Origin of the sequence: Candidatus Thiothrix sulfatifontis (assembly GCA_022828425.1) — a bacterium.
Lineage (GTDB): Bacteria > Pseudomonadota > Gammaproteobacteria > Thiotrichales > Thiotrichaceae > Thiothrix > Thiothrix sulfatifontis.
Window position 1 is genome coordinate 461,654 of the sequence record CP094685.1, and the last position, 24,828, is coordinate 486,481.

Below are 24,828 nucleotides of genomic sequence, written 5' to 3' on the forward strand. Positions count from 1 at the left end.
ACCCACACTTTTGGTTTAAATCCATGAAATTAATCAGTTGTCAGTACCAGAATCAGCGTTTTGTCGGCATTGTCGAGGCGGAGATTGCCCTGCTTCCGGCGTTAGATGCGGCGTTTGATCAACCCGCATGGCGCGATATGTTGGCGTTGATTGATAGCTGCATCGACTTGCAGGCGGCGCGTAACACCTTGACGGCGGCAATGCGGGTGCCATTGGCGGACGTGACGCTGTTGGCACCGATTCCGCGCCCGCGTAAAAACGTGATGTGCTTGGGACTGAATTATTTGGAACATGCCGAGGAAACCGCGAACCAAATCGGACGCACCGGCAAAGCACCGCAATACCCGATTGTGTTTACCAAATGCCCGACCAGCGTGATTGGGCATGAAACCGCTGTGCCGTTTGATGCGGATACTTGCGCACAACTGGATTGGGAGGTGGAACTGGGCGTAGTGCTGGGCAAAGGCGGTAGGAAGATTGCGCGTGAGAATGCCTTGGCGCATGTGTTTGGTTACACCGTGATCAATGATTTGAGTGCGCGGGATATTCAGTTGAATCACAAGCAGTATTTTCTGGGCAAAAGCATCGACGGTGGTTGCCCGATGGGGCCTTGGATTGTGACGGCGGATGAGATTGCCGATCCTCAAGCGCTGGCGATTACGTGTCGGGTGAATGGGGTGACGAAACAGGCATCGAATACGCGCAATATGATTTTTGACGTTGCCAGCATTATTGAATGGCTGTCGCGGGGGATGACGCTGGAAGCGGGCGATGTGATTGCCACGGGTACGCCGAGTGGCGTGGGCTTTGTACGCGAACCCCCGGAGTATTTGCAACCGGGGGATGTGGTGGAATGTGAGGTGGAAGGCGTGGGCGTGTTGCGCAATACCATCGTAGATTAAATGCTGGACAATTGACCCCACGGTATCACGCGCACGCCGTGACGGGTTTGCGGTGTATCGCCCGCGTATACGATTTTCCCCTGACTGGCGTTCAGTTGGGCTGCCAGCTCGTCGCGGCTGGCGGCTTGGGTGAAATTCTTGAAAAATTCACTGTTGATGGTTTGCGCCGATTTGATTTCTACGGGAGTCCACCCTTCCGGTGTTTCCATCAGTACATCGAATTCTAACCCGCTGTTTTCACGGTAATGGTACAGCCCCGGTTTTTTTCCTTGGTTGAGGTAATGCTTGTGCAATTCGGCAACCACCCACGACTCGAAAATAGCGCCGCGTAAGGGGTGTAGCCGTAATTGTTCGGGATTGCTGATGCCCAACAGGGAGCACACCACGCCCGTGTCGAGAAAATGCAGTTTGGGGGTTTTGACCAGCCGTTTGCGGATATTGCCGAGCCACGGCATGAGCGTTGCGGTGAGGAAACTTTCCTGTAAGACCGATGACCAGTTGCGGATGGTGTTGTGTGACAGCCCCACATCATTGCCGAGCGTGGTGTAATTCACTTCCTGCGCCGTGTGCGCGGCGGATAATTGCAGGAAGCGGGAAAATTGGTCGAGATTACCGACGTTGACCAATTGGCGTACATCGCGTTGCAAATAGGTAAGGATGTAATCTGCCAGCCATTCCTCTGGCGCAACCGCTTGATTATAGAGACGCGGGTAGCCACCTTTCCAAACCGCTTCCCAGACGTTGGCGGGCGGTGTCACGGCTTGGCTGATTTCGGTATAACTGAGCGGCAAAAGCGTGAGAATCGCGGTGCGCCCTGCCAAGGATTGTGACACTTTGGCGGAAATGACCAGATTTTGCGAACCAGTCAGGATGTATTGCCCCATGTTGCCGTTGTTATCCACCCGATCTTGGATGTAGTGCAGCAATTCCGGTGCATTCTGAATTTCATCCAGCACCACACCTTGGTCGCCGAATTGATCCAGAAAACCACGCGGGTCAGCTTTGGCGTAATCGCGTGTGTCCAACGGTTCGAGCGAAACGTAGGCTTTGTCGCTGAAGGTGGCTTTGCACAGCGTGGTTTTACCGGATTGGCGCGGCCCCAGCAGGGTAACGACAGGGTTGCTGGCGGCGCGTTGGCGTAATACAGCGGTTAAGGTACGGGGGATCATGGTTTGCCTCGGCAACATTCTTGCAGATTGTAAGTTGGACTTACAGATTGTAAGTTGCAACTATAGATTTTGCTACATCCCATCGCAAACACCTAAAAATGCTGCGATAAGTCAAATAGTCATTAAAAAAGCTGCTAATAGTTATATCTGTTGTCGAAATTTATCCCGAAATATCTATATGATTAGGCATACCTTTTGAGTGTTGTGTGACGTGTGTCAAGGGGCTTAATCATGCGTATTTTGATTGTGGATGATCACCCGTTATTCCGTGAGGCGTTAGGCAGTCTGCTCGAACGTTTTTACCCCAGTGCAGCAGTATTTGAAGTCGGTTCGGTGGAAGAAGCCGCAGGCGTGGTGCGCCAATATGCACCGTTCGATCTGATTATGTTGGATGTTTTTTTACCGGGGCAAAGCGGTGTGGCGGGCTTAGAGACGTTGCACGCCAGTGTTGCGGTGGAGACCCCGATTGTCATTATGTCTGGCTCGGACAATTCAGAGATGATGAATCAAGCACTTGCCAAGGGTGCGCGAGGTTATATCGCGAAGTCAGCGGGCGTGGGCGATGTGAAAAATGCGTTGCATTTGATTTTAGCGGGGGAAATTTATATTTCGCCGTCGATGTTAGCGGAGGTGCGCCAACGTACTGAACCGAAAGACCCACCTCCCCCGAATTTGCCACCACCGACCGATAACACGGGTTTGACGCCGCGTCAGCGCGATGTCATTCGCTTGATGGCGCGGGGTTTGCCCAATAAATCCATCGCCAGAGAGCTGAATTGTTCGGATGGCACGGTGAAACTGCACGTGAGTGCGATTTTGCGCACCCTCCATGCGCGTAATCGGACGGAAGCGGTGCAGGCCGCAACACGTTTAGGGGTGTTGTAACTTGACCCAGTGAGGATTCATGCAGGCACAACCACCGATTCAGAATGAGGCGTGGGACACGTATTTACGGCGGCATTATTACCGTTTATTGGTGCAAGTGATTCTGCCGCTGATTCTGACGACGGTGGTATTTGTGCTGGGCGGGGTCTTTTGTAGCGTTATTCCCTGGTGGTATTGGTTGCTGGGCTATATGGGGCTGGCGGCATTATTGTTTCGATTCGGGCACGCTTTACACGCCGAATTACAGGAATTGTTTGCGGCGCAATTGCACTGCACTGTGATTGAACGCGAAGCGCATTGTTTGCAGCGCGATGCTGCCGTTGGGCATTCTGTCCGCGTTGTTACCCATGAAATTAATAACCTGATCGGCATTGCTAAACTGTCGGTGGATAACCTGCGCTATTCCCCGGTGGCTATGCCAAAAGACATAGACCGCTTGGAAAAAGCCTTGGGGTATATGACCCAAGTAACCCATTTGATACTGGATGGGATAGGCAATAAGCACGCGACTACCCGCACGCTTTCGCTGGCAGAACTGCAAGACGATGTGCGTTTATTAATAGGGCATGGGCAATCCCACCCGCAGGTGGCGTTGTCGGTGGTGTTCCCGCCGGATGCGGCACAGTACCGTTTTGAGGAACGCACCGGGGCGACTTATCTGATTATTCATAACTTGGTGAAGAATGCGTTGGAGGCGGTGGAGGCGCGGTTTGGGGAACAGTTGGGGGGCGAGGTTAGGGTTACGGCTGAAGTCTTGGGTAATCAGATAGTTATTGCGGTGGAAGATAATGGCGTGGGGATGACGGCGGAGCAAATTGAGGCGGTGATGCGGGGGAATGGGCAGAGTTTTAAGGTGAATGGGCATGGGTTGGGGCTGGGGTTTGTGTTGGGGGAGTGTGAGAATAACGGCTTTCATTGCCATATTGACCCTGAGTTGATGCGAGGTAGCCGTTTCTTATTGTCTGTAATGATGGCTTCTGATGTATGACCAACGATAGGTTTGGCATATAAAGGTTATTAGACTTTTGTGGTATTTAATTATCTTATTAAATAATTATTATTATAGCTAAGAAATTCTCTTGGAATTACATCTTAAAAGGCAGTGACAAGTGTCCTGCTTAAATGACTTCGGGCAAAAGGATGTTGTTATGAAACTGATCCCGGTTTTAAGTGCTGTGTGTATGGTTGCGCTTGCAGGTTGTGCCAGTATTTCTGGTGGCCCTGATCCTATCATTCCCTCAAATGAAGAAATCAATATACTGAAACCAGTATTTGATTCCAATCAGGTACTTGCATATTTCTCTGAGCAAAACCCAGAGACAAGAAGAGCGTTACGTGATCAGATTATTAGTGCACGTCTGTATGCGTCAGATATTAAGTTCTCGGAGTACACACAAAGTATTACTCAGGAATTGCGTAGTGGGGCATTCGGAACTGATTTTGCCAGTATTTTGTTGAGTGGCCTTGCCTCTGTATCTGAACCCGGTCAACGGACAAAAATCATGGCAGGGCTGGACACGGCTTTGAAAGGTGGTCGACAGGCTTTTACCAAGGAAATATTGGTTGATAGAACATTGCCTCTTTTGATTACGCAGATGGGAACTGACCGTAAAAGGATTTCATCCCAAATTTGGGATAATTTGGCGAATCATGATGATATGGAATATCCATTACCTTTGGCATTAAGCCATCTCAATGAATATTACCATGCGGGTACTGTTGTCGGTGCATTAACAAGTTTGGGCGATAATTTATCGATTCTTTCTCTTAGAGAATCGAGAGAGCGTTCTTTTGATGATTCAGTTACCCCTACTGTTGAATTAACAGATAACATTGATCTTTTGGCGAAGGAGTTTTCTGTAAAAATTGCTCCTGATATTGATAATATTGCATATGGGGTTAATTATTATACAGAAATTCTGAATAAGTATGTTGATTTATCATTGACTGATAGCGAAAGAAAAGAGCGATTGAAAACCATTCAATCTGAAATTGATAAAATTGCTCCTGACGCAGTATTTGATGTAAACGATGTGCTTTTTTCGGGAGATAATAAATACTTGAAAATACAAAAATCTGTTGTTAAAAATTTGAAACTTGATTAAAGAGGTGTTTGACATGTCAGCTATTGTGAACAGGGCTTCGCGGCTAAAAAAATATACTGGAATACTAACTATTGAATTAGCGGAAAGACAAGCGAAAAATATTGTTTCTCAGCATGAAGACTGGCAAGTTAAAATAATTGGAAATGTGCCACCTTATACAGTTATTGCAATCCCACCAGAAGAAAATAACGACACTGATGAAAAATCAGCAAGTTTATTTTTCTTAAGCAATGAGGGGAAAGCATTACTTCAGAGTATTGAAAAACTTAATCTGAAACCTTATGATGATCAAACGAGTAAGCAAATTTCAAAATGGATAATAGGTGCAACTATAGGTTATGGTCATCTGATTGAAAGAGTTGAATGGGATTCTTATAAAAATGGAATCACAAAGGCTGAAGCGGAAAATTTGTTTTTTCGTGATTTGCAACCTTTTGTCAAGTTAATTAGAGAAAGTATAGATGTTAATATTAAGCAGCACCAATTTGATGCGTTAGTAATGTTTGCATTTAATATTGGCATTGGTGGATTTAAAGGATCATCAGTATTGAAAATCATTAATGGTTCTTTTGATGACAACTGTGCTGATGAGTTAAAAATCGCATGGAAAGCTTGGAATAAATCTCAAGGAGTAATAAACAATGGCTTAATAAATAGACGGAAGTGTGAATTGAATATTTATTTTGATGCTGTTTATAAAAGATGGTGAAGTGGTGTTGTATTTAAAATATACTATTTCCTTTCTGTATCTTTTAATGGTCGGGTCATTTTGTTTTGCAGTAGATGATCCTAATGACCTTGATTTGATTAAAGAATTTGAGTTGCGTTGCAAGAAATATGCAATAGTAATTAATGAAGAGGCTGATACTGATCATGAAATTTCCATAAAAAATAAAGAATATATGTTGTTTCTTGATAAAGAGCTAAATAGTGCTTATATGAAGCTAATAGCGCTATTGGATGAGAAGTCAAAGAAAAAATTAGTCTTCTCGCAGCGTCAGTGGCTTAGGTTCAGAGATGCTGAGTTTGGTTTTATTGTTAATAATTGGACAATAAAAGATTTTGGCTCTTCATCTGCTATTTCTAGAGACGCTTACCGAACAGTATTGGTTAAAAATAGAATTATTGAGATATTAAGTTATCTGCAAAATTATTAAGCAATAGATTCTATTGGAAAGACTATTTACTAGAAGGATGTTTGATATGAGTCGTTTAAAAGCAAACTATAGTGATGTACGTTACTTAATGAAGCCAGGTGATGTCATTGCGTTTTCTGGGAAGGGTAATTTATCAGAACTCATAAAGTGGGCTACACGCGCAAATGTTTCTCATGTGGGTGTGGTTCTTCAGTCTACACTTTTGATTAATAATGACTCGTCGAATAGCTTTTTAAATCAGATTATTGAGTCCACATCACTCAATGAAAAATCGTCAGGTGTTACTATCAGTCGTCTAAGTGATTGCATTACCAATTATGATGGTGAAGTTTGGTGGCTACCATTAAGTGATGAGATACGTTCTAAGCTTGATTTGAAAGCATTTTACGATTTTTTGTTGCGCCAGAATAGAAAGCCATATGATGAATCTCAAGCAATAAAGTCTTTATTAGATGCGTTGGATGAAGTTCAATTGCTTGGCTCTACTACCTATAACATTGAAGATTTTACTCGATTCTTCTGTTCTGAGTTGGTGGCAGCAGCATTAGAAGCTGGTGGAGGTATTGATAGTGTTAATTCATCTGAGGTGACACCAATAGATCTTTGTATGTTCTCTGTTTATCAGAAAAACTATTATCAGTTGCTTGGCGCTGATAAAGATATTCGCGGTTATAATTCTTTGTTACCAGAAAAATGGGGTGAGTCATGAAAAATAATGAAAACCACATCAAAGATGTTAGTGCTAACTATAATGTTAATAGAGACCATGTTGTGAGTCCGGCGAATACGTCTAATAATCTCATTGTTCATGATGCTGCTGTTAGTGAATTAGCAGAGTCTGGTAATGCAAATAAAACCATTCCTACATTAAGAGAAAAGATTAAAAGCCGTCTTAAAAATGATGGAGGTCATGAAGAAGATAAATATATTATACGTGAACGTAATTCTGAGTACATTGTTTATATTGATAAGCATAATAATTTAAGATGGGAAGTAGGAGAGCATACTATGTATCACACTGATCAAGATAAATTGGAAATATTAGGTAGTATTGAATATCTATCGGCTTTTCCAACCGAATATCTTAATGATAAACAACTATTTTCTTGGGCTAGAATGATTGCTCATGCAATATCATTAATCACGTATAATAAAACAAACAAAAGTGGTGATAATTCGGGAAATAATAATAATGTTATCGGAGCAAAAAAAATTCTCGAACACGCTGAGATTTTCATAAGAACAAGAACTAAAGAAAAAGCACGTATTTGGATGATAGAATCGAGCGTCATTGCATCTGGTTCTTTATTTCTTTTGTTATTTATGTTATCTGCTTTTGTAAATCATGATCCTTCTTGGAAATGGATGAGTTCTTCTTTCTTTAATTCAAGCGCTCATGATGTATTACTTCTACTTTTATCTATGGGATCTGGTATTGTTGGGGCGCAATTTTCAGTTCTTACCCGATTATATAAAATAAAAGTTGACCCTGCTGCTGGTCGTATGGTTCATTGGGGAGAGGCGACTATTAGGGTAATGACGGGTGTTTTTTCTGCAATTATTGTTTTCATTTTATTAAAGTCTGGGATTATTCTTAATTTTTTGAATTTAGGTGATAATGGTATTAATCATGGCAGAGAAGTTTGGATTCTAGCCTTTTTATCTATGCTAGCTGGATTTAGTGAGCGTTTCATTCCTAGCTTCTTGGATAAAATAGAAGAAAAGCGGGTAAATAATGTAGATGAGGTTCATGAAAAATAAACACAAATATGCTTTTCTTTATTAGATAAAAAGGATTTGTTATGCCTAATATACCTTCTGACCCAAGTATTATATATATAGCCATATTGTTATTGTTAATCGGATTGTTTTTATTTGTATCTGGGCTTGATATAATAAGCGTTGAGAAAATCACAGTTTCAAAAGGATTTAAAACTTGGTTCGTAGGATTGATTTTGATGATCTCTGGTGCAGTATTAATGGTTCCAAAAATAGAGTTGATCATGAAGGATGATTATAGTTCTAGTAACCAAAAAATAATATCCCCTATAAGTAATTCAATTGATAAAAAAGATGAAAGTAATGTAGAAAGTAAAGAGGTGATTAAATCTTCCACAGAAACGCTGCTGCCAAAGAAGAGTTTTCCTGCTGAGTCACCCGTTCAAAAAGAGTTAATATCAAAATCAATGATCTTAGCTATAAAAAGATCGAAAAAGACACATGTATACAATGGCACTTGGAGTGGTGTTTCTTCAAAAATGTATATAGAGTGGGAAGACTATTTGGGAGAAAATGGGGCTGTGAAAGGTTTCATAGAAACTTCTGGCGGGGAAATAATTGAAGCTTTTAAGGGCAAGAATTATGCTTTTCGTAAACTTCAGCTATCCTTAAGCGACGAAAGTACTGTGTATTTATCAGCGACAGTGGATGGTGATATTAAAACATGGCACGCTCAAAATATTAAATTTTCTCATAAGTACAAATGATGCTAATTTTTCACGAATGACATGTTTTAAATGTAAGTGATTTAAATTTATAGGTAATAGTCAAAATATAGACCTTTGTTCTATTGGCTCATCCAAGTATTTTGTTACGATGAAAACAGAGGGTGTTTTCTGTAATCGATGCAAGGAGTCTGTGTCATGTTCGCATTTGAATATACTGAAAGAAAATTAGTCGGGTTACATCGGCAGTATAGTTATTACATCTTATTGGTTGCCAGCATGGTAATTATCACCGGATGTGGCGGCGGCGGTAACAGTAGCACCTCAGATACGCCAAACCCCAGCGATAACGCCACAGCTACCGTCACCTCTACGCCCCCCGTTACACCAACGCCAACGGTAGTGGTAAATACTGATACCACTCCATTAAATCCCCTTTATACAGGGAAACGCGAGCAAGCACGCTTGACAGAAGAAGCCACGATGCAATTTATTGAATGGGGGGATTTCTTCGTTTCTGATGGTGGATATAGACCCGTTCCTGTCGCTCTTTTATATCTTCCTATAGTGTTTTCGGGGACTATACCGTGTTTTATGTCGGGAGAAATTACGAGAACAAGCAATGAGACCTCATTGGATGACGGGGGGAGCAAGTATGTGAGGCAAGATATTTATAATGCATGTGGAACTGAAATAGCAGTACTCAATGGTAGTAACACTTACACTCGTATCAATATTGAATCGCCATCCAAAACTATAACTTATGGTTATAATTATGATTATACTGTTAAATCTGCATCCGTAGATTATATTGATGTATACAATGGTGATACTTTACTCACCAAAAAAGACAATAATTTAACAGTTAAGCAAAACCTCTACATTAAAGAAGAAAATGTAGAATCTCTTAAATTCAACTTACAATATTTGGGTACAGGTGATGAACAGCAAGGTGTCATTACAGAAATGACCGGACAAACGTATGTAGGCGATTATGGGTATGTTACGCCTAAAGTTATACAGCCACTCTACTTTAGCGGAGGACTCATCTTTTCGGGCGAATTGATTTTGAATGGAGCGAATAATTCAAAAGCACAAATTTTGCCAACATCAACGAAAACGATAGTCTTGAATATCGACGAGGACGGTGATGGTGCTTATGAAAAAACGCGCAATCTTACTTGGTCTAGGCTGTAATTACTGCCTTACGTGAGCAGCATAAATTCATAAGCCAAGTTTCTCCCACATCGCATCCACGCGGGATTTCACCGCCGCATTCATCACAATCGGCGTACCCCACTCCCGCGTGGTTTCCCCCGGCCATTTATTGGTCGCATCCATCCCCATCTTCGACCCCAGCCCCGACACGGGCGAGGCGAAATCCAGATAATCAATCGGCGTATGTTCAATCAACGTGGTATCCCGCGCCGGATCCATGCGCGTGGTCATGGCCCAGATCACATCCTCCCACTTGCGCGTATTCACATCGTCATCCACCACGATAATGAACTTGGTGTACATGAACTGGCGCAGGAACGACCACACCCCCATCATCACCCGCTTGGCGTGACCGGGGTATTGCTTCTTGATGCTCACCACCGCCATGCGATACGAACAGCCTTCCGGCGGCAGGTAAAAATCCACAATCTCAGGAAACTGCTTCTGCAAAATCGGCACGAACACTTCATTCAACGCCAAGCCCAAAATCGCCGGTTCATCCGGCGGTCGCCCGGTATACGTGCTGTGGTAAATCGGGTCTTTGCGGTGCGTAATGCGCTCAATGGTAAACACCGGAAAGCTATCAATTTCATTGTAATAGCCGGTGTGGTCGCCATAAGGCCCTTCAGGAGCCATGTCATCGGGGTAAATATGCCCCTCCAACACAAATTCCGCCGATGCCGGTATCTGCAAATCCGAGCCGATAGCTTTCACCAATTCCGTCCGCGAACCACGCAACAACCCCGCAAACGCATATTCCGACAATGTATCCGGCACAGGCGTGACTGCACCCAAAATCGTCGCCGGATCAGTGCCAATCGCCACCGCAATCGGAAACGGCTTACCCGGATTCGCCTGCTGAAACTCGCGAAAATCCAACGCGCCGCCGCGATGCGACAACCAGCGCATAATCACGCGATTCTTGCCCAACACTTGCTGGCGGTAAATTCCCAGATTCTGGCGCTTCTGATTCGGGCCTTTGGTAATCACTAAGCCCCACGTAATCAGCGGTGCAGCATCCCCCGGCCAGCAATGCTGAATCGGCAGTTTGCTCAAATCCACCTTATCGCCTTCCACCACGACTTGCTGACACGCGGCTTTGCTGACCACTTTGGGCGCCATATCCAGCACCTTACGAAAAATCGGCAATGCATTGAACGCATCCTTAAACCCCTTCGGCGGGTCGGGCTGCTTCAGCAACGCCAGCAATTTACCGACTTCGCGCAAAGCTTCGGTGGATTCCTCACCCATCCCCAACGCCACGCGGCGCGGTGTGCCGAACAGGTTTGCCAGCACTGGCGTGTTATGCCCTTTGGGATTTTCAAACAGCAAGGCAGGGCCACCCGCACGCAATACGCGGTCGGCGATTTCGGTCATTTCCAAATACGGGTCAACTTCCACGCTAATGCGTTTGAGTTCGCCCATTTTTTCCAGTTGTTGGATAAAGTCGCGTAGGTCATGGTATTTCATGGCGAGGATAATAACGGAAATTTTCCTAAGCTGACTATGAGCTTGCGTATAATCAGGTTTTTTGCAGCGCAATAGGCAACACGATGGCACAAGAACCCGATCTGAGTTTGCGGCAGCAGCCGTTGTTACGTTATTGGCTGGCAACCCGCCCCGCGTTTCTGGCGGCAAGTGTTGTACCGGCGGTGGTGGGCGCGGCAGCGGCGTGGGCGCAAGGGTATGCCTTGCACGGCTGGTTACTGGCGTGGACATTGCTGGCGGTGATGCTGGTACACGCGGGCATGAATGTGCTGAACGATTACTACGACGAGCAAAACGGCACGGATCGGCGCAATACCCAACGCTTGTTTCCGTTTACTGGCGGCAGTCGCTTTATCCAGAACGGCGTATTAAGCGCGGGCGAAACTTTGGTATTCGGCGCGTGCTTGCTGGCGGTGGCAATGCTGATCGGGGTGGGCTTGGCATGGCAAAGCGGGATGGATTTGTTGTGGATTGGCGTGGCGGGTTTGGTGATTGGTTGGGGTTATTCCGCGCCGCCGTTGAGTTTGAATAGTCGCGGCTTGGGCGAACCCACTATTGCGGTGAGTTTTGGCGTATTAACCCCGTTGGGCGCGTGGTTTGTGCAAACCGGAACGTTGGCGTGGTATCCAATAGTGATCAGTTTGCCCTTGTCGTTGTTAATCATGAATATTTTGCTAATTAACCAATTTCCCGACCGCGAAGCCGATGCCGCCAGCGGCAAACACCATTGGGTCGTGCGCTTTGGGGCGGATGCGGCAGCGAAGGTTTATGTGGCGGCAGTCTTGCTGGCAACGTTGCTGCTGGTGTTGTGGGTAATGCTGGATGTATTGCCACCGATGGCATTGCTGAGCGCCTTGCCGTTGGGGATTGCGTTGCGTGCCGGTTTGCAATTGGTGGAACACGCGCACAACCCGCACAAGCTCGAACCGGCGATTAAAATGACGATTGGCAGCGCGGTATTGCACGGCGTGCTGTTGTCCTTGGCGTTGTGGCTGGTATAGTTCGCGCATGAACCCAACTACCTTTGATACCACGGGCTTTGCCCGCGCTTATGCCGCCCCGTTACGCGGTGAATTCCGCAGTTTGCCGGAAGATTTTATCGTCGATGAACAAATGGAGATTGCCCTCACCGGCAGTGGCGAACATTTGTGGGTGCAAGTCCGCAAAACCGGCGCGAATACCGACTGGGTGGCAGGGCAACTCGCCCGCTGTGCCGGTGTACCTGCCAAGGAAGTCGGTTACGCGGGGCTAAAAGACCGCCATGCCATCACCACGCAATGGTTTAGCCTGCAATTGCCCGGCATGGCTGACCCGGATTTTGCGGCATTGCCTGCTGAAATCGAAGTCCTCCAACAACAGCGGCATGACAAAAAGCTGCGACGCGGCGCATTGGAAGCCAACCGTTTCATCCTCACCTTGCGGCAGTGCAGCGGCGATTTCGCTGAAGCGGCGGCGATTTGCGAACAAATCAGCCAGCACGGGATTCCCAATTACTACGGTGATCAGCGTTTCGGGCATAACTTCGGCAATTTGCGCAAAGCAGAACGCTGGTTTGCAGCGGGTGTAGAGCCGAAGCAACGTAACCAGCGCAGCTTGTATTTGTCGGCAGCGCGTTCGTGGATTTTCAATAATGTGTTGGCGCAACGGGTCGCAGACGGAACCTGGAATCAGCGCGTGCCGGGCGATGTGTTTATGTTTGAAGGCGGCAGCGCCTGGTTTGCCGACGATGCGAGTGCGGAATTGCCTGCACGGTTGGCAACGCAAGCCATCCACCCGACCGGCGTTTTGTGGGGACGTGGCGAATTGCCTACACAAGCCGAGGCACGCGAGTTGGAAGCCGCACAAGCCGCACGTTTCCCGATCTTTTGCGCCGGGTTGGAAAAACAGGGGCTGAAACAGGAACGCCGTGCTTTGCGTGTCAATGTGGGTACGGTGGGGTTTGAGGTGGTGGATGACAGCACCTTGCGCCTGAGTTTTGCCTTGCCAGCGGGGGCTTATGCCACGGTGGTGTTGGAGCAGTTGGGGACGTTTGTCGTACCGCTACAAATTCAAGCTCACGCCGTGTTGCCGTAGCCATTCTTTGCGTTCACGGTAGTGACACCCGCTCAGCACGCAATCGCTGGTCGCTCAGAAAATAGCCTTGATTTTTTAAGCGTAAGCTCGCTAAATAACACGAGATTTTTATGAATCGAGTCAAAAGGACACCTAACAATGGCTCAACCAGCACGCAAACACGACACCCCTCCCGCAACCTACGCCGACCTGTTGCAACTGCCGGAACACCTCACGGGTGAAATCCTCAACGGCGAACTGCACACCATGCCGCGCCCCGCCATTCGCCATGCCCGCGCCTCCTCCGTGCTATCTGGCAAAGTAGCGCCAACGTTTGACTTTGACAACACAGGTTCAGACGGCTGGCTCATACTGTTTGAACCTGAACTGCACCTCGGTGACAAACCGCACATCCTCGTTCCCGACTTGGCAGGCTGGCGACGCGAACGCCTGCCCAGCCTACCGGATACCGCATGGCTGGAACTTGCCCCTGACTGGGCATGTGAAGTCCTCTCCCCCTCTACTGCCAGCAAAGACAGAATCCTCAAAATGCCTATCTACCGTGCAGAAGGGGTGGAATGGTTCTGGATAGTTGACCCCGAACACAAAACCTTGGAAGCCTACCAATCATCGGGCGGGCATTGGATTTTGCTGGGTGCATGGGGCGACGACGACGTGGCACGCATCCCACCGTTTGATGCCATAGAAATCTCGCTGGCAGCGCTGTGGATATAACGTGCCTTTCACGAGTCAGCAACAGGGATTCAAGACGGGCAAGGGTGAGTTTGGCAACGGTCATGGGTACAGCGACTTCTCATCAGGGGAATGGGGAGCTATGTTACCACGACTACCCACTTCGCCAGCATCGTTACCAACCCGGCAGGGTCGATAGGCTTGCTCAAATAATCGTTCATCCCCGCTGCAATGCACTTCGCCCGTTCGGTGGAAATCGCGTGGGCAGTCATCGCCACAATCGGTAAATGCACCCATTGCGGCTGTTGGCGAATCAATTTAACCGCTTGATAGCCGTCCATGTGTGGCATTTGAATATCCATGAATACCAGATGAAAGGTGTTTGCCTCCAAAGCTTGCAGCGCTTCGAGGCCGTTATTCGCCACCGTGACCGTCACACCTAAGCGCTGCAACAATTCACCCGCCACCATTTGATTCAACAGGTCATCTTCCACCAACAAGACCTGCGCCGTCTTGAACAGCCCCGTGGCTTGGGCGAAGGGTGTATTGATCGGCACAATATCGACACACGCCGCAAACGCCACGCCAAAACTGAACGTGCTGCCGCGCCCTTCCAGGCTTTCCAGCCTGATTTCACCGCCCATCAGCCGCGCCAGCGATTGACTGATGGCTAAACCCAAGCCGCTACCGCCGTGCCGCCGCGAAAAGGAGCTATCCGCTTGCGAAAACGGTTTAAACAGTTTCGCCTGTTGCGCCACACTGATGCCCATGCCGGTGTCAGTCACGCTGAATTGCAAGCGGACAGTGGCAGCGTCAGCCGTCAAGCACGTCACCCGGATACACACCTCGCCCACATCGGCGAACTTAATGGCGTTACTCACCAGATTCAGCAAAATTTGCGCCAAGCGTTGCGGGTCGCCAATCAAACACGGCGGTACATCTTCGGCGACGTGAATCTGAAATCCCAAGCCTTTTTGCCGCGCCGGTTCTTCAAACAAATAGCTGAGTTGCTGCAAGACGTTACTGAGCCGGAACGCTGTAGAATTGAGCGCGAGCTTGCCCGCTTCGATTTTCGCCACATCCAAAATATCGTCGATAATGCCCAGCAACATCTTGGAAGACGACTGCATTTTATTCAGGTAATCCGCTTGTTGCGCCGTTAAATCCGTTTGTTGCAGCAGATACCCCAAACCGATCATCGCATTCATGGGGGTACGAATTTCGTGGCTCATATTCGCCAGAAATTCGCTTTTGGCTTGATTGGCGCGTTCCGCCTCTTCCTTGGCTTGTTGCAGCGCGGTATTCAAACGGGTCAGTTTGCGATTCCAGTAAATGCTGCCCAACAAAATCAGGCTGGCACCGCTGACGAGTTTCCACAGCAGGGCATAATCGGTCGTTTCCACCACCGTGATTGAATTCCAGTTACGCTTGACAGCATCGTGATCGGCTGGCGTGAGGGAATCAACGGCTTTTTGCATAATGCCCAATAGCGGCGGGGAATCTTTGCGCACCGCCACCGAAATGGGGTAGTCGTAATCCAGTTTGCCAATGATTTTTAGGTTGTACAGCCCTTGCTGAATAATCTGGACGCCGTGCGCAAACGAGGCCACCCCAGCGTAAGCCTCACCGTTTTCCACCTTTTCAAACAGCGCATCGGGGGTTTCCGCCTCAATAAAAAGAGTACGGGGGTAGTCTTGGCGCAAGCGCACGCCAACTGCGCCGCCGGTGGGAATAACGATTTTTTGATCCGCAATATCCGCCAACGACTGCACAAACGGTCGCCCAGATTTGGCGAGCAAAACGTGCGACGTTTGATAATAAGGCGTGGTGAAGGACAAAAAATCTTCACGCTCAGGGGTTTTGACCGCACCAGACAGGAAATCGCACTTGCCTTCGCGAACAAACTGCAAGGCTTCACCCCACGTATTGCTCAACACCGGCTGTAACGGGAGATTCAAGCGTTGCGAAAAGAGTTGGAGGTAGTCGGCGAAAATGCCTTTGTGCTTGCCATCCTCTAGGAAGTCGTAGGGTTTCCAGACGGGGCTGAAGCAATAGCGCAGCGGTGCGCCTTGGCGTTGATCGAGCCATGTTTGTTCTGCGTTGCTTAAAACGATGCGGGTAGTGGACAGGGCTTGCTCAACAGCCGGAGTGTTCGCCGTTGAAAAGATCAACAGACCACACAGGAGGATGAGGAGCAAGGGTTTCATGCGCACAATAGTAGCGCATCTGTCACACCAATATAACTACCAACTCCTTCGGCCCATGCACCCCATACGCCAGCGTCTGCTCAATATCCGCCGACTTCGACGGCCCGGAAATCAGCAGCGCATTGCTGGGCATTCCCGCTTGCACCCAGCCTTGCGCCTGCACCGCTTCCGCAAACGTGGTGTAGAGCTTATCCACTTTCAACAGCGCAAGATGCACGGGCGGAACCAGCGACATCAAACGTGGTTCATCAACGGATGGCATCACGATCAACGTTCCCGTTTCCGCAATCCCGCCATGAGTCCCCGTAAACGCTGCATCTATCCCGTAAAACATCTCCTGTTTCCAGCTTTCAATCGGCTGGTCGTAGGTTTTGAGGGTGGGAAAACGGTCGGCTTGCGCGTGAATCTGTTTGCCCAGCACGGTTTCGGGCGAAACCAACAAGTTGTTCAAACCTTTATCCACACACACCTGTTGGACGACATCTAGCCACGTTTTGGGTGTGGCGTGATGCACTTCGGCTCGTACTGCGACCATGCGTTCGGTGAAACGGCGTACCCGCTCTGCCGTGTCCCAGTCGTAAGAAACCCCTCCTAACCTCCCCTTGTCAGGGGAGGAACAAGAGGCAGTTTCTTTCAGGCGGGCGAGGATATTAGCGCGTGCCGTATTACTCATGGTCAACTCCCAGATGTTTTGCCTGTTGGTGCAAGGTCGATTCCGCCAGTTTCGGCGCACTACGTACCGTCGTCCACGCCCCTAAATTCGTCGGCAACATCCCTTTAAAGCGCGTCGCCAGCGTCGAACCGGCGTGATAAATCGTCGGATGCGTTGCCGCCCACGCCCATGTTTTCCACGTTGCTGCCTCGCTCAAAGTACGGCGTTTACCCGAACCGACAGTGTTGGTATTTGCGGTATCCTTGCGCACCCCGTCATAACGCAAGCGGTTGAGAATACTCGGAATCGGAATCCGTACCGGACAAACTTCGCTACACGCACCGCACAAGGTCGAGGCTTGCGCCAATTCGCCATGCACATCCAGCCCCGCTTTTTGCGGTTCTAAAATCGAGCCAATCGGCCCCGGATACACCGTGCCATAACTATGCCCGCCAATGCGCACGTACACCGGACAATGGTTAATACACGCCCCGCACCGAATGCAGCGCAAGGTCGCGAGCAATTCGGGATCACTGTAAATATTGGAACGCCCATTATCCAGCAACACCAAATGCACGGCTTCGGGGCCATCCTTTTCCCCCGGCTTGCGCGGGCTGGAAATCATATTGAAGTAGGTGGTAATCGGTTGCCCCGTCGCCGAGCGTGTCAAAATGCTCAACAGCGGCGGCACATCGCTCAAACTTTCCACCACCTTTTCAATGCCCGTGACCGCAATATGCACCGACGGCGCGGTGGTCGACATGCGCCCGTTGCCTTCGTTTTCCACCAAACACAACGTGCCGGTTTCCGCCACCATGAAATTCACGCCGGAAAGCCCCACGGGTGCGGCATAAAACTTGTCGCGCAAAATCCGCCGCGCCATTTGCGTCAATTCATCCACGTCTTCGGTGTAGGGAATGTCGGGGAATTTTTCGTGGAACAGCTTGGCAATCTGCACACGGTTTTTGTGAATCGCGGGCATGATAATGTGCGAGGGCGTTTCACCATCCAGTTGGATAATGAATTCGCCGAGGTCAGATTCGAGGCACTCAATACCCAAGGCTTCGAGGAAATGGTTCATGCCCATTTCTTCCGACACCATCGACTTGCCTTTGATGATCGACTTGGCGTTGTGGCGTTCCAAAATCGCTTGCACGATTTGGTTGCCTTGTTCAGCGGTTTCTGCCCAATGCACTTGGATGCCGTTGCGGGTCAGGTTGGCTTCGAGCGTTTCCAACAATTCCGGCAACTTGCTCAGGGCATTGGCGCGGATTGCCATGCTTTGGGTGCGCAAGCGTTCCAGTTCCACTTTGTCGGGAAACTGGTCGAGGCGACGTGTCATCAAGCCATCCATCGCACGGTAGAAATTGGCGCGAACTTCGGGCTTGGCGAGGTTAGCGCGGACAGTATTGCGGAATTCGCTGCTCATGCTGCGTTCCCCCCCGTTCTTTCCCACAAAAATTCAGCAATGTGCTGGTGCGGAATCGCATCCCCCTGCTTTGCCATTGCCCCGCCAATATTCATTAAGCAACCGCATTCCTGACTGATCAAACGATCCACGCCGGTATTGCGAATATGGGTCACTTTATCCAGCACCATCGCAGCGGAAATTTCCGGTTCTTTCACCGCGAACGTGCCGCCGAAACCGCAGCATTCGGGTTTGCGAGCGTGTTCCACCCGTTGCACATTGCTGAGTTGCCCCAGCAGCGATTCGATCTTGTCGGCAACACCCATTTCACGGCGGGCGGAACAGGAGGTATGTACTGCCACTGTCAGCGGTTCGCCCAAATCTTGCAGCTCAATGTGCAGCACATCAACGAGGAACTCGGTGAGTTCGTACACGCGGCTGGCAACATCGACGGCTTGCGCTTCATCCGGTTGCCCCGCGAAGAGTTCGGGGTAATGCACTTTCATCATCCCCGCACACGAACCGGATGGAATCACGATGGGAATGGGTTTGGGGAACAGCGCGATTTGCGCCCGTGCCACAGAACGCGCTTCGTCGCGGTAGCCGGAATTCCAGGCGGGTTGTCCGCAACAGGTTTGTGCAGGCGGGAAAATCACTTTCACTCCCGCACGTTGCAGCAATTGCATCGCCGACACGCCCGCTTGCGGGTACATCAAGTCAACAAGGCATGTGCCGAAAAAGTAAATGGTGTCAGGTGTGGGGGGCATGGGTTTACCTTCCAAGCAAAGTAAGGTGGCGCAACGAACGCACTTTGCGGGCTTCGTCTGCGTCGATGGATTTGAGGGAATCTTCCACAAAAGCCAGATGTTCTTGCGCGGCTTTACGGGCGCGTTCGGGGTCACTGGCAACCACGGCTTCCATTAATTCACGGTGCTGTTCGCTGAGCGGATCAAACACACGCGGGATGGTGTAGAGCTTATCCAGATTGTGCGAAATGCTGTTTTGCAGCAGTTCAAACAGGTTTTTCATGACGTGCAGCAGCACCAGATTGTGCGAGGCTTCGACAATCGCCAGATGAAAATCGGCATCGGCGCGGGCTTCGTCCATCGGGTCAGCACTGCCGTGGCGGGCGATCATGCGCTCGAAACAGTCGCGGATATTGGCTTTGTCGTCATCAGTGGCACGCAAAGCGGCATACCAGGCGGCATTGCCTTCCAAGGCGTGGCGGATTTCCAGCACGTCGAAACGGTATTCGGGATTGTCGCGGAACAACTCGACCAAGGGGCTGCTGCACGGCGCGTTGGCTTGCGGGGTATCGTTTTCCACAAACGTGCCGCCGCCGGGTTTGGAAACCAGCAAACCCCGGCTAATCAGGGTTTGGATGGATTCGCGCAAGGAAGGGCGCGATACGCCGAATTGTTCCGCCAAGGCGCGTTCGGCAGGCAAACGTTCGCCCAGCGTGAAATGCCCGCTGGTGATCATTTGTTCCAGTTGTTGAGTGAGTTGTTCGGCGATACGTAATTTCTTCATGGCTTCCGCTTTTTTGGTCTTACCAATTTTCGCTATCATAAAAGCCTGAAAGTTTTATTGCAAGTGGATTAGATTGTGTATTGACAAGGACTTACGAAAAGCCCCAGAATTCATGGTCTTACCATTTAGCCATTATAGCACAATTGGTAAGACCAATAATATTCAGGAGGAGGAGTTCTCAATGAGTCAAACGCTACTTTCGTTACTGGCATTTTTGCCCTTGGTGCTGGCAGCCGTGCTGCTGGTGGGATTTAACTGGCCTGCACGGCGAGCGATGCCCGTGGTTTTCGTGGTGACGGTGGCGATTGCGCTTACCGCGTGGGAAATGACGGCTAATCGGGTGCTGGCTTCTACCCTGCAAGGGTTGATTCTCACAGGGGCGATTCTGTGGATTATTTTCGGAGCCATTTTGCTGCTGAATACGCTGAAGCATTCGGGGGCGATTACCGCGATTCGGGCGGGCTTCTCGAATGTCAGCACCGATCGACGCATTCAGGTCATTATCGTGGCGTGGTTGTTTGGCTGCTTTATTGAGGGTGCATCCGGTTTTGGTACACCCGCAGCGGTGGTTGCGCCGTTGATGGTGGCTTTGGGTTTTCCGGCAATGGCAGCGGTCATGGTCGGGATGATGGTGCAATCCACGCCGGTATCATTCGGTGCGGTGGGTACGCCGATTATCGTTGGGGTTTCTGGCGGTTTGGATAAGGCTGGCATCAGCGAAAAATTACTCAGCGAAGGCTCAAGCTGGGATGTGTTGTACGCACTGATTACCTCGGAAGTGGCGATTACGCACGCGATTATTGGCGTGTTAATGCCGCTGTTCATGTGCGTGATGTTGACCCGCTTCTTTGGGCGTAACAAGTCGTGGATGGAAGGGTTGGCAGTTGCACCATTTGCGATTTTTGCCGGTTTGGCATTTGTAATTCCTTACGCATTGGCTGGCGTGTTTTTAGGGCCGGAATTCCCTTCTATCATTGGTGCATTGGTGGGTTTGTCATTGGTTGTACCAGCGGCGCGTGCCGGTTTCTTGGTGCCGAAAAAATCGTGGGATTTTGCGCCACCGAGCGAATGGGCAGCGGAATGGATGGGCAGCATCGAAATCAAGCTGGATAGCCTGACCGCAAAAGCACCCGTGTCGATTGGCATGGCGTGGTTGCCGTATGTATTGCTGGCAGTGTTGCTGGTGCTGTCACGGGCGAATGCCGAGGTAAAAGCCTTCCTGAACAATACGTTGGTATTGCCATGGGTGGATATTCTCGGTGAAAAAGGCATTTCCGGCAAAATCGAGTTCCTGTACTTGCCGGGTGGCATTATGGTGTTGGTGGTGCTGGCGACATTCTTCCTGCATCGCATGAAATTTTCTGAGTTGAAAGCGGCAGTGGGCGAGTCTTCGCGTACTTTGCTGGGTGCTGGCTTTGTATTGATTTTCACCATTCCAATGGTACGGATTTTGATTAACTCTGGGGTGAATCTGGCGGACTTGCCGTCCATGCCACGCGCAATGGCGCAATTGGTTGCCAGCAGTGTGGGCGATGTTTACCCGTTCTTTGCTCCGGCAGTTGGGGCGTTGGGCGCGTTTATTGCTGGCTCGAATACCGTTTCCAACCTGATGTTGGCGCAATTCCAGTTTGATACGGCTGGCTTGATTGGGGTATCGGGTGCAATGTTGGTGGCGGTGCAAGCGGTGGGCGCGGCGGCGGGCAATATGATTGCGATTCACAACGTGGTGGCAGCATCGGCAACAGTGGGCTTGCTGGGGCGTGAAGGGCAAACCATTCGCTTGACGATTATTCCGACGCTGTATTATTTGGTGATGGCGGGCATTATTACCATGGTTGCCATTCATGTGTTAGGCGTGACTGACCCGTCATTGTGAGGTAAGTGCCATGAACCATCCCCTGATCACCACCCTGCAAGGCATTGTGGGCGCGGATAAACTGACGACCGGGCAACGCCGTACTGAGTATTACCGCACGGGTTTCCGTTCGGGCAGCGGCACGGCATTGGCGGTAGTGTTTCCGCAAACCCTCATGCAACTGTGGCGCGTGCTGCAAGCCTGTGTGGATGCGAACACCATTATCATTATGCAGGCGGCGAAAACCGGCTTGACGGAAGGCTCGACCCCCAGCGGGGACGATTACGACCGTGAGGTGGTGGTGATCAATACCTTGGCGATGGACGATTTGGTGCTGTTGAACGGTGGTGAACAGGTGTTGAGTTTTCCCGGCGCAACGTTGCACAAGCTGGAAAAGTTGCTCAAGCCATTGAAACGTGCACCGCATTCGGTGATCGGCTCGTCCTGTTTGGGCGCGTCGATTGTCGGCGGCGTGGCGAATAATTCGGGCGGAGCTTTGATCAAACGTGGCCCTGCTTACACCGAAATGGCGTTGTTTGCGCAGGTGAATGAACAGGGCAAGCTCGAAATGGTTAATCATTTGGGCATTGCCTTGGGCGATTCGCCGGAGGAGATGATTACACGGCTGGAGTCTGGCGATTTTGCAAAAGACGGGGTGGATGACGGCGGTAAACTGGCATCGGCTCGCGACTACCTGGCAAGATTGCGTGATGTGGATGCGGCAACACCTGCGCGTTTCAATGCTGATGAAAGCCGTTTGTTTGAAGCCAGTGGGTGCGCGGGGAAATTGGCGGTGTTTGCGGTGCGGCTGGATACGTTTCCGGTGGCACAGCAGGAACAAACCTTTTACATCGGCACGAATGACCCGCAGGTGTTGACGCGCTTGCGGCGGCACATCCTCAGCCAGTTTGAAAATGTGCCGGAAGTGGGCGAATACATGCACCGCGATATTTTCAATATTGCGGAAAAGTACGGCAAAGATACCTTCCTGACGATTGAGAAGTTGGGAACGGATGTGATGCCGAAGTTGTTTGCGATTAAGGGGCGTACCGATGCGACGTTGAACAAGTTGCCGGTGTTGCCAAAATATTTGAGTGATCGGGTAATGCAGGGAGCAAGCCGTTTGTTTCCGCAGCATTTGCCGGGTCGTTTGTTGGAATTCCGTGACCGTTATGAACATCACTTGATTTTGAAAATGAGCGAGGGCGGGATTGCCGAGGCGCAGGCGTTTTTGCCGGAATTCTTTGCGGATACGGATAACGAAGGCGCGTATTTTGAGTGTACGCCGCAGGAGGCAAGTAAGGCTTTCTTGCAGCGGTTTGCAGCGGCGGGCGCGGCGATTCGTTACCAGACGTTGTTCAGTGATCAGGTCGGCGAGGAAATGTTGGCGTTGGATATTGCATTGCGGCGCAATGATGCGGATTGGGTGGAAGTGTTGCCGGAGCATATTCGCAGCCAGATTGAACAGTCGTTGTATTACGGGCATTTCATGTGCCATGTTTTCCATCAGGATTATATTCTGAGAAAGGGTGCGGATGCCCATGCGGTGAAAAAGGCGATGTTGGCATTGCTGGATGCGCGGGGGGCGAAGTATCCGGCGGAGCATAATGTGGGGCATTTGTATGCGGCGGAAAGTGGCTTGCGGGAGTTCTACAAAAAGCTTGATCCGACCAATACGTTTAATCCGGGGATTGGGAAGATGGAGAAGTATAAGAGGAATTGTAGTTGTTGTGGGTGAGGGCACAAAGCGTATATATAAACCGTATATGTAGTTATGTGAGAGAGATGAGACGAATGTCTCACCTCCCCACTCGATTATTATTGAAAAATAAATTCAATGATCTCATCGATCGCTTTTTTGTTTGCAGCTAATTCTGCTCCATCTGTAATAGAAATTGCTGAATTCTTGAAGTTATTAATAGACATTATCTATAAAAAAAATAAAATATATAGATAATAATTATAAATGGCAAAATGCACATCCAGAGCGTAAATTCCTAACAGTAATAACAGCCTAGAGTAGGGACTAACGGCATGGCGGAGTACAGCTTTAACGCATTGAAATCCAATGAAAAGGCATTTGTTGCCATGACCAGTCTCAACGTCAAGGAGTTTTTGGGTTTGCTCGAACTGTTCAGCGCAGCTTACCAAACTGACCTACACGCACGGGGCAAACGTGTTGATGAGACGCGGGGTCGTTCTGATGGGAAACTGGCATTAATAGAAGACAAACTGTTTTTCATTCTGTTTTACCTGAAGACCTATCCTTTACAAGAAGTGCTGGCGCATTCATTTGATCTTCCCCAAAGTGTGGCAAACCACTGGATACACCGCTTATGCCCGGTATTACAAAGTGCATTGGATAAGATGGGACATAAGCCCATTCGACTATGCTCAGAATTAATGGGACGGCTAGCAGAAGAAGGGCAACAGGAATTGGTTATTGACGGAACAGAGCGGAGAATCCAGCGCCCCGTGGATAATGATGTCCAGCGTGAATACTATAGTGGTAAAAAAAATCCCATACGGTTAAAAACAATGTCATCGTTGGCTGTGCTGACAGACATATCAAATACTTAGGGAATACCCACTCAGGCAAGAAGCATGACAAGAAAATTGCCGATGAGGAGCAGACCCGATTACCGGAGGGTTCTGTGATTTTACGTGATTTAGGCTTCAAGGGGGCTGACATGGGAAAAGGTGTCACCGTCATTGAGCCAAAAAAGAAGCCACGGAATAAATGCCTGACCCCGCAAGAAAAAGAAGAAAACCGTCAAATTTCTGCCCGCAGGGTAGTCGTTGAACATATCATCAGTGGTATTAAACGCTGCCGATGCCTGAAAGATGTGTACCGTAATTTAAAAGATGACTTTGATGACCAGATTATGGAAATTGCTTGCGGACTACACAACCTGAGAAACTCCATGAGAAATCCCATCTATTGAAAGTTTTAAAAACTTTTAGATAAAAATTATTTATAGATAATGTCTAATATCGATGCCTGCAAATGGAATATCAATATACCTGCATGGGCTATTCCATTTGTTTATATCCATTGTGTAA

24 protein-coding genes are annotated in these 24,828 nt (G+C 49.0%); 17 read left to right on the forward strand and 7 right to left on the reverse strand.

The annotated features are described in order from the left end of the window. Positions 1–23: 23 nt before the first annotated feature. Positions 24–902 carry a fumarylacetoacetate hydrolase family protein gene (locus L3K52_02335; GenBank protein ID UOG92584.1) on the forward strand — a complete coding sequence of 293 codons (879 nt, stop codon included), beginning with the start codon at positions 24–26 and terminating at the stop codon, positions 900–902. Here L3K52_02335 and L3K52_02340 read toward each other — a convergent pair. Further along, positions 899–2,071 carry an ATP-binding protein gene (locus L3K52_02340; GenBank protein ID UOG92585.1) on the reverse strand — a complete coding sequence of 391 codons (1,173 nt, stop codon included), beginning with the start codon at positions 2,069–2,071 and terminating at the stop codon, positions 899–901. The two genes, L3K52_02335 and L3K52_02340, sit on opposite strands and share 4 nt — an antisense overlap. 231 nt (positions 2,072–2,302) lie before the next feature. Here L3K52_02340 and L3K52_02345 point away from each other — a divergent pair, with 231 nt between their 5' ends. The 9 genes from L3K52_02345 to L3K52_02385 all read left to right on the forward strand — a co-directional run bounded on the left by L3K52_02345 (position 2,303) and on the right by L3K52_02385 (position 9,859). After that, the gene (locus L3K52_02345; GenBank protein UOG92586.1) at positions 2,303–2,956 is read left to right on the forward strand and encodes a response regulator transcription factor; all 654 of its coding nucleotides are present in this window, start codon (positions 2,303–2,305) and stop codon (positions 2,954–2,956) included. A 19-nt stretch (positions 2,957–2,975) separates the two neighbouring features. After that, entirely contained in the window at positions 2,976–3,944 is a 969-nt protein-coding gene (locus L3K52_02350; protein ID UOG92587.1) for a HAMP domain-containing histidine kinase, read from the forward strand. Positions 3,945–4,104: 160 nt separating this feature from the next. Beyond that, complete coding sequence (locus L3K52_02355) at positions 4,105–5,061, forward strand: hypothetical protein (protein ID UOG92588.1); 957 nt, start codon at positions 4,105–4,107, stop codon at positions 5,059–5,061. A gap of 13 nt (positions 5,062–5,074) precedes the next feature. Continuing rightward, entirely contained in the window at positions 5,075–5,770 is a 696-nt protein-coding gene (locus L3K52_02360) for a lysozyme (GenBank protein UOG92589.1), read from the forward strand. Further along, on the forward strand, positions 5,748–6,218 hold the full coding sequence (locus L3K52_02365) for a lysozyme inhibitor LprI family protein (protein ID UOG92590.1): 471 nt from the start codon (positions 5,748–5,750) through the stop codon (positions 6,216–6,218). Before L3K52_02360 ends, L3K52_02365 begins: the two co-directional genes overlap by 23 nt. A 46-nt stretch (positions 6,219–6,264) precedes the next feature. After that, entirely contained in the window at positions 6,265–6,927 is a 663-nt protein-coding gene (locus tag L3K52_02370) for a hypothetical protein (GenBank protein UOG92591.1), read from the forward strand. Further along, on the forward strand, positions 6,924–7,979 hold the full coding sequence (locus L3K52_02375; protein ID UOG92592.1) for a hypothetical protein: 1,056 nt from the start codon (positions 6,924–6,926) through the stop codon (positions 7,977–7,979). The genes L3K52_02370 and L3K52_02375 overlap by 4 nt, the downstream gene beginning before the upstream one ends. 41 nt (positions 7,980–8,020) lie before the next feature. Further along, positions 8,021–8,704, forward strand: coding sequence for a hypothetical protein (locus L3K52_02380; GenBank protein UOG92593.1), 684 nt, complete (start codon positions 8,021–8,023; stop codon positions 8,702–8,704). Positions 8,705–8,860: 156 nt separating this feature from the next. Then, positions 8,861–9,859 (forward strand): hypothetical protein, encoded by a 999-nt coding sequence (locus L3K52_02385; protein ID UOG92594.1) that lies wholly within the window; start codon positions 8,861–8,863, stop codon positions 9,857–9,859. 27 nt (positions 9,860–9,886) lie between these two features. Here the strand turns inward: L3K52_02385 and ubiD are convergent, their stop codons facing one another. Continuing rightward, entirely contained in the window at positions 9,887–11,350 is a 1,464-nt protein-coding gene (gene ubiD / locus L3K52_02390; GenBank protein UOG92595.1) for a 4-hydroxy-3-polyprenylbenzoate decarboxylase, read from the reverse strand. An 83-nt stretch (positions 11,351–11,433) separates the two neighbouring features. On the opposite strand from ubiD, the gene L3K52_02395 reads away from it, so the two are divergent. From L3K52_02395 to L3K52_02405, 3 genes are all read left to right on the forward strand, one after another. Further along, positions 11,434–12,369, forward strand: a complete 936-nt coding sequence (locus L3K52_02395; GenBank protein UOG92596.1) for a prenyltransferase — start codon at positions 11,434–11,436, stop codon at positions 12,367–12,369. 7 nt (positions 12,370–12,376) lie between these two features. Further along, positions 12,377–13,441, forward strand: coding sequence for a tRNA pseudouridine(13) synthase TruD (gene truD, locus L3K52_02400; GenBank protein UOG92597.1), 1,065 nt, complete (start codon positions 12,377–12,379; stop codon positions 13,439–13,441). A 138-nt stretch (positions 13,442–13,579) separates the two neighbouring features. Then, a complete protein-coding gene (locus tag L3K52_02405) occupies positions 13,580–14,155 on the forward strand; it encodes a Uma2 family endonuclease (protein UOG92598.1) in 576 nt (191 codons plus the stop codon). A 98-nt stretch (positions 14,156–14,253) separates the two neighbouring features. Here the strand turns inward: L3K52_02405 and L3K52_02410 are convergent, their stop codons facing one another. The 5 genes from L3K52_02410 to L3K52_02430 are packed head-to-tail and all read right to left on the reverse strand — an operon-like array spanning position 14,254 to position 19,949. Next, entirely contained in the window at positions 14,254–16,320 is a 2,067-nt protein-coding gene (locus tag L3K52_02410) for a response regulator (protein ID UOG92599.1), read from the reverse strand. A 22-nt stretch (positions 16,321–16,342) separates the two neighbouring features. Further along, positions 16,343–16,993 carry a lactate utilization protein gene (locus tag L3K52_02415; protein UOG92600.1) on the reverse strand — a complete coding sequence of 217 codons (651 nt, stop codon included), beginning with the start codon at positions 16,991–16,993 and terminating at the stop codon, positions 16,343–16,345. After that, on the reverse strand, positions 16,986–18,401 hold the full coding sequence (locus L3K52_02420; protein UOG92601.1) for a LutB/LldF family L-lactate oxidation iron-sulfur protein: 1,416 nt from the start codon (positions 18,399–18,401) through the stop codon (positions 16,986–16,988). The genes L3K52_02415 and L3K52_02420 overlap by 8 nt, the downstream gene beginning before the upstream one ends. After that, positions 18,398–19,147 carry a (Fe-S)-binding protein gene (locus tag L3K52_02425; protein ID UOG92602.1) on the reverse strand — a complete coding sequence of 250 codons (750 nt, stop codon included), beginning with the start codon at positions 19,145–19,147 and terminating at the stop codon, positions 18,398–18,400. Before L3K52_02425 ends, L3K52_02420 begins: the two co-directional genes overlap by 4 nt. 4 nt (positions 19,148–19,151) lie before the next feature. Then, positions 19,152–19,949: an FCD domain-containing protein gene (locus L3K52_02430; protein ID UOG92603.1), complete on the reverse strand. Its 798-nt coding sequence runs from the start codon at positions 19,947–19,949 to the stop codon at positions 19,152–19,154. A 142-nt stretch (positions 19,950–20,091) separates the two neighbouring features. On the opposite strand from L3K52_02430, the gene L3K52_02435 reads away from it, so the two are divergent. The 4 genes from L3K52_02435 to L3K52_02450 all read left to right on the forward strand — a co-directional run bounded on the left by L3K52_02435 (position 20,092) and on the right by L3K52_02450 (position 24,710). Beyond that, complete coding sequence (locus L3K52_02435; protein UOG92604.1) at positions 20,092–21,786, forward strand: L-lactate permease; 1,695 nt, start codon at positions 20,092–20,094, stop codon at positions 21,784–21,786. Positions 21,787–21,796: 10 nt separating this feature from the next. After that, complete coding sequence (gene dld, locus L3K52_02440) at positions 21,797–23,503, forward strand: D-lactate dehydrogenase (GenBank protein ID UOG92605.1); 1,707 nt, start codon at positions 21,797–21,799, stop codon at positions 23,501–23,503. A 296-nt stretch (positions 23,504–23,799) separates the two neighbouring features. Continuing rightward, the gene (locus L3K52_02445; protein UOG92606.1) at positions 23,800–24,345 is read left to right on the forward strand and encodes a transposase; all 546 of its coding nucleotides are present in this window, start codon (positions 23,800–23,802) and stop codon (positions 24,343–24,345) included. Further along, positions 24,333–24,710, forward strand: a complete 378-nt coding sequence (locus L3K52_02450; GenBank protein UOG93956.1) for a transposase family protein — start codon at positions 24,333–24,335, stop codon at positions 24,708–24,710. The genes L3K52_02445 and L3K52_02450 overlap by 13 nt, the downstream gene beginning before the upstream one ends. Positions 24,711–24,828: the final 118 nt, after the last annotated feature.